General features: G+C 70.8%; 8 protein-coding genes. 6 read left to right on the forward strand and 2 right to left on the reverse strand.

The window, feature by feature from the left end; genetic code table 11:
* Positions 1-3: 3 nt before the first annotated feature.
* Positions 4-408: an NTP pyrophosphohydrolase gene (locus ACFY8O_RS31635; RefSeq protein ID WP_387908513.1), complete on the reverse strand. Its 405-nt coding sequence runs from the start codon at positions 406-408 to the stop codon at positions 4-6.
* 17 nt (positions 409-425) lie between these two features.
* Positions 426-1,526, reverse strand: a complete 1,101-nt coding sequence (locus tag ACFY8O_RS31640) for an LCP family protein (protein ID WP_387908515.1) — start codon at positions 1,524-1,526, stop codon at positions 426-428.
* Positions 1,527-1,877: 351 nt separating this feature from the next.
* On the opposite strand from ACFY8O_RS31640, the gene ACFY8O_RS31645 reads away from it, so the two are divergent.
* From ACFY8O_RS31645 to ACFY8O_RS31670, 6 genes are all read left to right on the forward strand, one after another.
* On the forward strand, positions 1,878-3,002 hold the full coding sequence (locus ACFY8O_RS31645; RefSeq protein ID WP_387908517.1) for a hypothetical protein: 1,125 nt from the start codon (positions 1,878-1,880) through the stop codon (positions 3,000-3,002).
* A gap of 269 nt (positions 3,003-3,271) precedes the next feature.
* Positions 3,272-4,948 (forward strand): stealth family protein, encoded by a 1,677-nt coding sequence (locus ACFY8O_RS31650; protein WP_145812058.1) that lies wholly within the window; start codon positions 3,272-3,274, stop codon positions 4,946-4,948.
* Between the two features lie 15 nt (positions 4,949-4,963).
* On the forward strand, positions 4,964-6,574 hold the full coding sequence (locus tag ACFY8O_RS31655; protein WP_387908519.1) for a sugar phosphotransferase: 1,611 nt from the start codon (positions 4,964-4,966) through the stop codon (positions 6,572-6,574).
* A complete protein-coding gene (locus ACFY8O_RS31660) occupies positions 6,571-8,334 on the forward strand; it encodes a stealth family protein (protein WP_145812054.1) in 1,764 nt (587 codons plus the stop codon). Before ACFY8O_RS31655 ends, ACFY8O_RS31660 begins: the two co-directional genes overlap by 4 nt.
* A complete protein-coding gene (locus tag ACFY8O_RS31665; protein ID WP_387908522.1) occupies positions 8,331-10,427 on the forward strand; it encodes a glycosyltransferase family 4 protein in 2,097 nt (698 codons plus the stop codon). Before ACFY8O_RS31660 ends, ACFY8O_RS31665 begins: the two co-directional genes overlap by 4 nt.
* A 21-nt stretch (positions 10,428-10,448) precedes the next feature.
* A complete protein-coding gene (locus tag ACFY8O_RS31670; RefSeq protein WP_145812051.1) occupies positions 10,449-11,846 on the forward strand; it encodes a GDSL-type esterase/lipase family protein in 1,398 nt (465 codons plus the stop codon).
* The last annotated feature ends 135 nt before the right edge of the window (positions 11,847-11,981 follow it).

An 11,981-nucleotide genomic window follows, 5' to 3' on the forward strand; every position in this document is an offset into this window, starting at 1 on the left:
CGGTCACGCTCCGGGTGGGGGCGGCAGCGGCCGTACCGTGCGAGGGCCCGTGCACCGGGCCCCGTACGCCTCGCACCGCTGCCGCAGTCCGCGATCGGCCGTGACGACGAGGCAGGGCCGCACGCCGTGGGCGGCGGCGGCCAGCCCGGCGATCAGATCGTCCCCGCTGCCGGACGCCGCCTCCACGCGTACGCCCGGCACGGGGACGACCTGCCGCGCGGCGCCCTCCACGACGAGCACGAGCTCGACGGGGCCGGTGGTGTGACCCGGGATCCCCTCGGCGGCGTACGGGACCAGCGAGTCCCGCAGCCGCTCGGCCGCGCCGTGCCGGTCGCGCCACCAGCCGTCGGGCACCGACCCCACCACGTTGGCGGCGTCGACGATCACCAGAGTGCTGTCACCGGTCATCCCCGAAGGATGCCAGGTCAGCCGCCGGTGGCCGGGGACTTCTTCGCGGACTCGGGGATGGTGCCGTCCGTCCGGATCGCCTTCCACAGGGAGGCGGCCTGCGGCTCGGCCGCCACCACGCGGTTCGGGTCCTGCTTGTCGTAGGCGACCGGCAGCATGATCGTCTCCATCGAGGAGGGATCGACGCCGTTCATCGAACGGGCGAACTCCGCGAGGGAGGTCAGCGAGGCGAGCCCTTCGTCGGTCGTGAGCGACTTGGTCGCGGAGTTGGCGATCTTGTACGTGCTCGTCGGACTGCCCAGCAGGTCCTGCGACTTGATCTCGGTGAGCAGCGCGAGCAGGAACTGCTGCTGGAGCCCGATCCGGCCGAGGTCACTGCCGTCGCCCACGCCGTGCCGGGTGCGTACGTAGGCGAGGGACTGGGTGCCGTCGAGCTTGTGCGTGCCGGCGGTCAGGTCGAGCCCCGAGGCCTTGTCCTTGATCGGTTCGTCGACCTTGACGGTGACCCCGCCGATCGCGTCCACCAGGTCCTTGAACCCCGCGAAGTTGATCTCCAGGTAGTGGTCGATCCTGACCCCGGACATCTTCTCCACGGTCTTGACCACGCAGGCCGGACCGACCTGGGAGTAGACGGAGTTGAACATGACCCGCTCCGCGGACGCCATCTTCGAACCGTCGCCCTTGACGCACTCGGGCCTGGTCACGAGGGTGTCGCGCGGGATGGAGACCGCGGTGGCCTCGGTGCGGCCCTCGGGTATGTGCACCACCAGCGCGGTGTCGGAACGGGCCCCGCTGACACCGCCGCCCCCGCCCAGCTCCTTGTTCTCCGCCCCGGCGCGCGAGTCGGAACCGAGGACGAGCAGGTTCTGGCCGGTGGTGGGGAGCTTCTCGGGACGGTCCTCGCCGAGCGCCTTGTCGATGTCGACGCCCTTGATGTTGCCGTCGAGGTCCTGGTACATCCAGTACGCCGTGCCGCCGCCGGCGAGCAGGAGGAGGACCAGCACACCGAGCGTGATCTTCAGGCCGCGGCGGCGCTTGCGTTCCTTCTTCCGGCCGCGCTTGGGCGCTTCCGCCCGTCGAGAGGCGCGCGGGCCCGGGGGTACGTCGTCGTGGCTCATCCTGCACGAGTCCCTTGGTCTGTGGCCCGTGAGGGCTGGCTGCGGAGTTGGGGACTCGGGTGGGGCCGGTCCACTCATGTGGGGGGCTGGCCGAGTAGTATAGACAAATTTTCGAATCGTGTGTAATTCTTCGCGGGCTCTTCGCCTCCCGTACACATGTGTTCAGGTCGTCGGGGGGCGTCGAACTCCGGCACCGGGCGAAGGTGAACGCCGGACGGCAGTTCGGTTGCGATCGAACGGAGATTCTATGATGGCGGGTGCCAGACCCTTCGCGCGTCCCTGACGCGGACGGCCGAGCAGCAGCCGGTGCCGGGTCCGGGCGGGGAATCGTGGGAAGGACGACCTCACATCATGCGGGTCAAGTCTGGGCGCGCCGACCGGGGGGCGACCCCGGTGCGAGCTGTTCGGTACGACGGGAGCGGTGAACGCCACGCGGCCGTGGGCGCCGTCGCCGGGCAGTGGCTGCTGCGCGGCAAGGACGGACGGCTCACGGCCTACGCGCGCCACGCGGACGGGGTGCTCCGGTGGACGGAGACGCGGCCAGGAGGGCCGGAGTGGTCCGGCCCGGACCTCTTCAGGATTCCGCGTCTGACGCACCTCTCCCTCGCGCAGGGCGCCGACGGATACGTGCACTTCCTCGGCCGCCGTGCCGTCCCGAAGAAGGACGGACCGCCCGTCGTCGATGTGATGCATGCCATCCAGTACCAGAGCGGCCGGGCTCTCAGCTCGTGGCACTCGCTCGGCAATCCGCGCAAGAGCACCGACCAGGCGTCCGGGATGGGCGCGCCGGTCGGCGCCGTGGGCCGGGCCGGGCAGCTGAACTTCTTCGTGCGGACCGGCGCCGGCGGGGTGATGCTCCGCCGCGACGACAAGGACGGCGCGTGGGAGTCCTGGCACAACCTGAACGCCCGTAACGCCGAGGAGGGCATCGCCGTGACGCCGGGCGGCTCGGGCGCCGTGGACCTCCTCGTCCAGGGGTCGGGCGCCGCGATGCACTGGCGCCAGACCGCTCCGGGCGGAGCCTTCACGCGGGAGCAGGACATACCGGTCCAGATGGCTCCGGCCAGTGTGACGGCGCTGGAGACCGCCCCGGGCCGGTGCACGTACTACTGGACCGATCCCGCGACGGGTGGCGTGATGGCCTATCGGCTCGGGGGCTGGGTGATCCCGCTGGGCGGCATCCCGGCCGAGGGCCCGATCTCCGTCCTCAGGGCCGTGCTCGACGGTTACGACTGCACGGTGCTGGCTCATCGCGATCCCGACGGGAACGTCATGGTGGCGGCGTGCGGCACCGAGAACGAGGGGGGCGGCCTGTGGTGGTCGCCGACCGGTGAGCGGACCGGCATGCCTCCCGCCCTGGCGGTCGACAGCGCGGGGCGTGTGGTGCTGGCGACGATCGGCGCCGACGGGGCGCTGTGCGTCGCCCGGCAGAACCCGGAACCCGGCCTGGCCATGGGGCCCGCCGTACGCGTCTGACATTCGAACCCGCGCGCGAGACCTGTCGGTCATCGGCGCCATGGTCGATATGTTCCCGATATAGACACTTTTGGCGGTTTGTGGCTTTCGAGTCCGACATTGACACGGAGCCAACAACTGATGAAGATGTGAGCGCTCTGTGAAAGTTGAAAGTTCTTTCAGTTGCCATTCAAGACCACTTGTGGCGATTGAGGCTCGCGGAGCAGCGGCATCCACGGGGGATCCGCGAAGGCGCTGCTGGTCACCGACCGCAGGCAGATCAAGGAGAGATGGCGCGTGCGGCGGCGACGGTCCGGCCCTGGTGGGGGGTGGCGGAGTTGACGATCATTCCTGGGCCCGCTGTGCGGCCCGTCGCGGAGGCGGCTCCCGGCCCCGTGCCGACCCCGCTCGCGACCGCGCCCGCACCCCCTGCGCGGCCGAGCCTGCCGGGCGGCGCCACGGACGACGTCTACGTCGAGCCGGGACTCACGCCTCTCGGTGCCCGGGAGGCCAATCGCTCCGCGGTCGCCGACCTCCTCGGGTCCGCCGGGGTGTCCTTCTTCGCCGTGCGTGGAACCTCGGACCACGGGACCGTCGTCGCCGTCGCCGAGGAGGACAGGGAAGCCGTCCTCGGCGCCCTCTTCCGGGGGATGGGGCAGTACGCCGGTCACCTGAGCGTCATCGATCCGGCCCAGGCCGCGCCCGTCGCCCCGCGCTCGTCCCGGGACCCCAAGGCGTGGCGCGGTGTCCGTACGGCGTGCGCCGTGCAGGTCAGCTGGTACCGCACCGACCCCGGCAGGCACCTGCTGATGGGCCACGAGTACGGCTGCACGGTGGAGTTCTGGAGATGGCAGGGGACCCACCTCGTGGCACCCCGGGCCAACCGCGTCACCTGGGCGGTCTCGGGGGAGGGGGGCAACGTCCTCGGAGCCCCGCGCCTGTTCAGCCGCTTCGTGTCCGACCACACCTCGCGGCGTGACGCGCCCCCGCTCGCCACCCGGCCCGAGTTCCTGGTGAGCTGTGTCGAGGACATCGCCTTCCCGGTCGACGCCGTCTACACGTGGGTGGACGGGAACGACCCCGCGTGGCAGCAGCGCAAGGCGGCGGCGAAGGGTGAGGTGTATCACGCGGAGTCCGCGAGCGACGCCCGCTTCATCAGCCGCGACGAACTGCGGTACTCGGTCAGGTCGCTCCACATGTTCGCCCCGTGGATCCGGGACATCCACATCGTCACCGACGACCAGGTCCCAGCCTGGCTCCGGGAGGACGTACCCGGCATCCGCGTGGTGAGCCACCGGGAGATCTTCCGGAACCCGGCCGACCTGCCGACGTTCAACTCGCACTCGATCGAGAGCCAGCTGCACCACATCGAGGGGCTGTCCGAGCACTTCCTGTACTTCAACGACGACATGTTCATCGGCCGTCCGGTGGCGCCGCACGCCTTCTTCACACCCAGCGGGACGGCGCGGTACTTCCCCTCGCGCAACCGGATACCCCAGGGTCCGGTCGTCGAGACCGACACCCCCGTCGACGCCGCCTGCAAGAACAACCGCGCCCTCCTGAAGGAACGCTTCGGCAGGGTGATCACCCAGCCCATGGAGCACATTCCCTACGCGCTGCGCCGCAGCGCGATGGAGGAAGCCGAGCGCGACTTCCCCCAGGCATGGGCCCGTACGGCCGCCAGCCGCTTCCGGGCCATGACGGACCTGTCCACGACCTCGTCCTTCGGCCTCTACTACGCGGCGCTCACCGGCCGCGCGCAGCCCGGCACCATGCCCTTCACCTACCTCCAGCTGGCTGTCCCCGATCTCGCCGACCGGCTGCAGCGGCTCCTCGACGGCCGGAGCCAGGACTCCTTCTGCCTGAACGACGCGTTCTCCACGCCGGAGGACATCGAGGCGCAGCAGGAGCTGCTCGATGGATTCCTCAACGCCTACTTCCCCGTCACCAGTCCCTACGAGCGATGAATCGGGGTTCATGACATGACCGATTCGAGTTCTGCGGCACGGGTCTACAAGCGCATCGTCCCCCAGCCGGTGCGTGCCGTAGCGGGCAGCCGGGTGCCGCCCAGGGTCCGGCGCAAGGTCAAGGGCGGACTCCTGCGCACCCTGAACCGCCGCGAGGCGCGCCTGCACCGACGCGCGCTGCGGCTGGTCAGGAAAGGGGACTTCGCGAGCGCGTCCGAACGAAGGACGCGCACGCCGGACGGCCGTGTCGGGCACGTGCACCAGGGCCTGACCGTCGACCTGGCGCGCCGGCTCGACCACGACCTGGTCACCTCGGCCCTGGATGCCGCCGACATCCCCTGGTTCGCGGTGCCCGCGCTCGACGACCGGCGCATCTGCCTCGCCGTCGAGCAGCAGGACAAGGGCCAGGTCCGCAGGGTCCTGCGCGCGCTGCTCGAGGAGCACACCGGATACGTCGTCTCGGCGACCCCGGTCAACAACGACACCCGCATGGTCCCGGGCAGCCACCTCAAGGCCTGGAAGAACTACGGCAGGGCAAGGGCCATCCGGATCACCTGGCTGCGCACCGAACCCACCGAGAACCTCTGGGTGGGCGAGGACCAGGGCATCGAGATCGAGTTCTGGACGGTCAACACCGATCTGCCGCACGAGCGTCTCGTGGGGCCCCGGCCCAACCGTGTCCAGCGCGTCGTCTCCAGGGACGCCGTGGGCATCGAGATCGGCTTCGACCGGCTCTCGGGCTACTGCGACATCGACGGTGACATGGACCCGTCGGTCACCCTGGAACAGTTCGACATCTCCCGGCTCGAGGAGATCGCCTTCCCCGTCGACGCCGTGCTGCTGTGGCAGCACCCGGGCGCCTGGGGCGAGGAGCTCCTGCGGGCATCCCTGCGCTCCCTGCACCAATACGCCCCGTGGGTCGACGTCGTCCACGTGGTGGCCCAGGAACCGGTGCCCGGATGGCTGAAGGGCGACGACGGCAGGCTCACCGTGGTCCCCGGCCGGCACGGGGCCGAGGGCCACCTCCATCTCCTCCCCGACATCGCCGAGCACTTCCTGGTGTTCCGGCCCGGCGCCCTGCTCGGACGTCCCACGCGCCCGTTCGACTACTTCACGCCGACGGGCACGACCCGGCCCCGGCAGGGGATCTGGACCGCCGAGGAGTCCTTCGCCCCCTGGACCGCGCAGGCGTACTCGGCGACCGGCCGTGCCGTGACGCAGTCCTTCGCCCCCGGGCCCCAGCCGTACACCTGCTCCGTCCTCAGCCGGCTCGCGGAGAGCGGGGCGGTGATGGAGACCCCGGCCGACGGCCAGACGCACCCGAAGCTCCCCGGATCCCACCCGGCCGACGGGCTGGTCCACCACTTCGCGTACGCCCACGGGCTCGCCGATCCGTCGGGCGGGACCACGGCGGTCGTGCACGCGGCCCTCCCCGGCATCACTTTGCAGCTCGACCGGCTGCTCGCACGGCGCGACCTGCAACAGCTCCACTTCTTCGGGCTCGGGAGCGACGAGGCTCTCCGGCGTGGCGGCAGCAAGGCGGTCGTCGACTTCCTGCACCGCTACTTCCCCGTGGCAAGTCCGTTTGAGCACGGCCATCCAGAGGACCCGGAAACGTACACGTGAGCACAAGTAATCCGGAGGCATCCGCTGTCGTCGGGGTGTACCGCACTTTCGTTCCACGCTCCCTGAGACGCCGCGTCGCCCGTCGCGTCCCCATGCGTCTGCGCACCGGGCTCAAGGGACTGCTGCGGCGCCTCCACATCCTCACCCTGGCCGCGCGCTTCGTCCGGGGGCGCCGCGCACGCCGCCGCTGGCCGCACCTCTTCCGCGCCTCGGAGAGCCTCGCGGTGCTCTCGGGGCGGGGAGGGATGATCGCGCTCGTGCGGTCCACCGCCTCCCCGCTGGGCCTGCGGGAGGCGAACCTGGAGCTGATCGTCTCGCTCCTGGAGGAGGCGGGCATCGACTACTTCGCCGTCCGGGGCAACTCCGACTTCAGATCCGTCCTCGGCGTCTCGGAGGCGGACCGGCAGCGCGTCGTGGCCGCCCTCGCAACGACCCGCCGTACCGCCCCCGTGTACGTCTCCGCGCTCTCCGGGGAGCGGCTCGCCGGCCGATCGGCCCTGTGCGGCTCCGCCCGGGCCCGTCGCACCGGCAGCCGGGCACGGGTGCTGCGCACCGGGATGGTGTGGGCCGATCCGGGCAACTCGCTGGTGCTGGGCCTCCGTTACGGCTGCGACATCGAGTTCTGGCGGCCCGAGGACGGGAGGCTCGTCGCGCCCCGGCCGAACCGGGTCACCGAGGACGTCGCCCTGGACGAGCCGCGGGTCGACGTCCCCGTCAGCCGGCTGACCGGCTTCGCCGCCCTGCACACCCGCCGCACCCGGTCGGTGCGCACGATCGAGGCGTGCGCCGACGTGCTTCCCGAGGACGTGCGTTTCCCCGTCGACGTCGTCTACACCTGGGTGGACGGATCGGCGCCGGAGTGGCAGCGGCGCCGTGCCCGGTACGGCGAAGGCGGCTACCACGCCGAGTCGGCGAACGCGGCCCGCTACATCAGCCGCGACGAGCTCCGCTACTCGCTGAGGGCGCTGGAACAGAACGCCCCCTGGGTGCGCCACGTCTACCTGGTGACCGACCGGCAGCGTCCCGAGTGGCTCAGCCTGCGCAGCTCCCGGCTCACGGTGGTCGACCACACCGAGATATTCCAGGACCAGGCCGCCCTGCCGACCTACAACTCGCATGCCATCGAGAGCCAGTTGCACCACATCGACGGCCTGTCCGAGCACTTCCTGTACTTCAACGACGACATGTTCCTGGGCTGCCCGACCACGCCCAAGGACTTCTTCCTGTCGAACGGGATGACCCGCACCTTCTTCTCCCCCTCGCAGGTCCCCAGGTGGGGCCTCTCCGTCGGGGACCGGCCGGTCGACGCCGCCGGGAAGAACAACCGGAAGATCATCCTTGACAGCTTCGGCTCCGCCATCGTGCAGAAGCTCCGGCACGCGCCGTACGCCCTGCGGCGCAGTGTCCTCTACGAGATGGAGAAGGAGTTCGCCGAGGCGCACCACAGCACCTCGCACAGCAGGTTCCGCAGCGCGACGGACATCTCCATCCCGTCCTCGCTCTACCACTACTACGCGTACTTCACAGGACGAGCCGTGCCCTCCGACATCAGCTTCGCCTACCTCGATCTGGCGAAGCCGGAGATCTCCAGACGGCTCGGCATCCTGCTGGCCCGGCGTGACCGGCAGGCGTTCTGCATCAACGACACGGTCTCCGACAGCTTCGACGTGAACCGGCAGACCGTCATGCTCAACACGTTCCTGGAGTCCTACTTCCCCGTGCCGAGCCCGTTCGAGCAGAGGGATCGTGAGGTCCGGTGAAGATCTCCTTCCTCATCAACAACATCTACGGCATCGGCGGCACCAACCGTACGGTGATCAACCTCGCCGAAGCGCTGGCGGTCCGCCACGAGGTGGAGATCGTCTCGGTCTTCAGACGGGCCACCGCGACGAAGTTCGAGATCTCCCCCCGCATCGCCGTACGGGCCCTGGTGGACCTGCGCGCCGGATCGGCGGACCTGAAGGCCGCGGGAAGCGACGAGCCGAGCGAGGTCGTCCCGCGCCAGGAGGAGTTCTACGCGCAGTACAGCAAGTTCACCGACGCGAGGATCATCCAGGACCTCAGCAGGACCGGCGCGGACGTGGTGGTGGGCACCAGGCCCAGCCTGAACCTGTTCGTGGCGCGGTACACCCGGGACTCCGCCCTGCGCGTCGCACAGGAGCACATGACGCACCTGGCCATCCCGCCCGCCGTCCGGGCCGAGATGGCCCGGGTCTATCCGCGCCTCGACGCCGTGACGACCGTCACCGAGGCCGACGCCCGCTCGTTCCTGGAGAACACCCCGGTCCCGGGCATTCCCGTCATCGGCATTCCCAACAGCGTGCCGCGCCCCGTGGTCGAGCCGTCCGACGGCTCCCACAAGGTGATCGTGAGCGCCGGGCGTATGCACCGGGTCAAGCGCTACGACCTGCTGATCCGCGCGTTCGGCATGCTCGCCGACGAGTTCCCGGACTGGCAGTTGCGGATCTACGGGGACGGAGGCGAGGCGGCCGAGCTGCGGGCGCTCGCCACCGAACTCGGTCTCGCCGGCCGCGCACTGCTCATGGGCGGCTTCTCCCCCATCGAGTCGGAGTGGGCCAAGGGGTCCATCGCCGCCGTCACCTCCAGCGCCGAGTCCTTCGGCATGACCCTGGTCGAGGCGATGCGCTGCGGGCTGCCCGTCGTCTCCACCGACTGCCCCGTGGGGCCACGGGAGATCCTGCGCCACGGCGAGGACGGCCTGCTGGTCAGGACCGAGGACGCGGAGGCCGTGGCCCAGGGGCTGCGCACGCTGATGGCCGACGACGCGCTCCGCCGCGCCATGGGCGTCGCCGCCCTGCGCAACTCCGCGCGCTACGACCCCGAGGCGGTGGCGGCACGGTACACCGAGCTGTTCGAGGACGCCGCGCGCCGCCGGGCCGCGGCGGACCGCGGCTACCGGGCGCCGTCGCCCGGCAAGCGCACCGCCGCCGCGCAGCCGAACGTACCGCCCGTCTCCGTCGCCGCCGCCACCGTGGACGTCGCGGCGGACGACGCGGGATGGCTGCGGTTCTCCGCCGTCGGACCGCAGGACGGCAAGCACCGCTGGCAGTTCGTCCTCCGGCACAACCCGTCCGACGGGAAGCGGCTGCCGGACATGCCCCTGCGCACCACCCGCAAACCGCTCGGCAACGGGGGCACGCGCTACACGGCCGCCCTGACCCCCTCGGCCCTGGAGGACCTCGGAGACGGCCGGTGGCGGGTCACCATGTCCGACGCCAAGTCGGTCAACGTCCACATGAAGGCCGGGATCCGGGACACGCGGAAGCTGATCGGGGCGCGGGCCGCCGTGCTGGCCGGTTCCGGGCCGGCCCCGGTCGGATGGAACCTCCCCTACGCGCAGCCGAACGGCAAGCTGATGCTCCGCACCGTCCTGCGAGAGGACCACGTCGAGTCGACCGCCGTAGAGGTCGACGAGCACGGGATCTCGCTGACCGGTGTCCTCTGCGGCGCGAGCCGGATCGAGCCCGGGGCGCTCCTCGTGGTCAGCAGACGCGGCCCGCACCCCGCCAATTTCACCGTGCCCGTCCGGGTGCTCGCGGACAACGGCTTCCACGCCGAGGTACCGGTCAGAAGGGTGGTGGACCACCGCCTCGACCGCTGGGAGGACTGGGACTGGTGGCTCCAGCCCTCGCCCGACAGCTGGCGCAAGTTCCGCGTGTGCCACCTCCTGGAGGACTTCCCCGACGTCAAGGGTGCGTTCGTGTACCCGGCCGTACCGGTGGTGGGGGACGAGACGTCCGACTTCCTGCGCGTCCACCCCGCAAAGCCCGTCCAGGTACGCCCGTACTGCTCCGCGTCAGGGGCCATGGCCATGAACGTCGTCGACCGCTAGAACTCCTTGAATGGGGATAAAATGAACCGCACAATATTTGTCCTCGGGGATTCCGTTCCGGCGCCGCGCACGGACGAGGAGGCCCCCATGGCCGGGTGGGGGCAGAAGATCCAGGAACTGCTCGTCGGCCCGATCGAGGTCGCGAACTACGCGCGCAGCGCGATGACCACGCGCAAGTACTACACCGAACGCTTCGCGGGGCTGCTCAACCGGATGAAGCCCGGCGACATCGTCCTCCTCGGCTTCGGCGGCGTGGACCACATGATCCACAACGGCATGCGTTACGTCCCGGTGCCGGAGTACCAGGAACTTCTCGCGCTCTTCACCGACTACATCCGCAGCGAGGGCGGAGTGCCGGTCATGGTCACCCCCACCGCGCGGTACGCCTTCTCCGCGACCGGCGAGGTGAAGAACACCCGGGGCGAGTACCCGCGCGCGATGGCGGAGACCGCCGCCGAGCGCAACGTCCCCTTGATCGACCTCACCGGCATCACGATGAGCCTGTGGTCCAGGATCGGACCGACCCGGCTGCGCCAGTACTTCTGCTGGGTCGACGCCGGCGAGCACCCCCTGCACCCCGACGGCAACATCGACTCCAGCCATCTGAACCACCCCGGGGCCTACGAGGTCGCCAGGCTGGTCGTCGCCGGCCTGGTCGAGCGGTCGGTCCTCACCCGGGCCGACGTGGACATCGCGGCGCTCATGGAGCCCGAGGGGCTGCCTCCGGTCTCCCACGAGTTCACGGTCCAGTCGCCCGAATCGGCCCTCGCCTACGGCATGCGCACCGGCGAGGCGCCGACCTTCGCCCGGCCGGTCGCGGGCGCCACGGTGGGTCCCATGACCAAGTTCTCGGGCACGGCCGCGCCCGGCACCGACTACCTGCTCTTCTTCGAGCAGGGCCAGTACATCGGCGGGACCGGTGTGGGCGTGGCGGGCCAGTGGCTGTGGCGCAGGGCGGTCGAGTGGACGCCGGGGGAGCACCTCATCCAGTGCGTCGGTCTCCGGGCCGACGGGTGCTCACCGACGGCCGAGCAGCACTTCCAGGTGATCTCGGGAGTGGCCCCCGCCGTCATCACCGCGCCGAAGGAGAACAAGTTCGCGGGACCGAAGGTGCGCTTCGCGGGCCGGACCCAGCCGGGAGCCACCAAGGTCGTGCTGATGGAGAGCGGACGGCTGATCGGCGCGACGGCGGTCGACGAGAAGGGGGAGTGGCACTTCACTCACGCCCACCGCTGGCGGGCGGGCCACCACGCCGTCGACGTCATCGCACTCTTCGGCGCACAGGAGTCCGCTCCCGCCACCGTACGGTTCAAGGTCGTCGGCATCCCGGAGAACAGCAGCATCCGCGCGGCGGGGAGCTCCCGCGAGGACGCCTGCGGCGAGACGTGCAACCACAGGCCGTTCACCGGCACCTGGTGACGCAGGGGACGGGCGAAGGCGAAGGGCCGGCCGGGGGGACCCCCGCCCGCCCCGCGCCCTCGCCCCGCCCCCCCGCCCCGCCCCGCCCGGGCCCGCCCCCCCCCGGGCCGCGCTCCGGCCGGCCGGGCCCCAAAC

Source organism: Streptomyces argenteolus, assembly GCF_042902585.1.
GTDB lineage: Bacteria > Actinomycetota > Actinomycetes > Streptomycetales > Streptomycetaceae > Streptomyces > Streptomyces argenteolus.

Bases quoted from the DNA above. Each gene is read 5' to 3' on its own strand.
- ACFY8O_RS31635 (WP_387908513.1), bottom strand. From the start codon at position 408: ATGACCGGTGACAGCACTCTGGTGATCGTCGACGCCGCCAACGTGGTG.
- ACFY8O_RS31640 (WP_387908515.1), bottom strand. From the start codon at position 1,526: ATGAGCCACGACGACGTACCCCCGGGCCCGCGCGCCTCTCGACGGGCG.
- ACFY8O_RS31645 (WP_387908517.1), top strand. From the start codon at position 1,878: ATGCGGGTCAAGTCTGGGCGCGCCGACCGGGGGGCGACCCCGGTGCGA.
- ACFY8O_RS31650 (WP_145812058.1), top strand. From the start codon at position 3,272: ATGGCGCGTGCGGCGGCGACGGTCCGGCCCTGGTGGGGGGTGGCGGAG.
- ACFY8O_RS31655 (WP_387908519.1), top strand. From the start codon at position 4,964: ATGACCGATTCGAGTTCTGCGGCACGGGTCTACAAGCGCATCGTCCCC.
- ACFY8O_RS31670 (WP_145812051.1), top strand. From the start codon at position 10,449: ATGAACCGCACAATATTTGTCCTCGGGGATTCCGTTCCGGCGCCGCGC.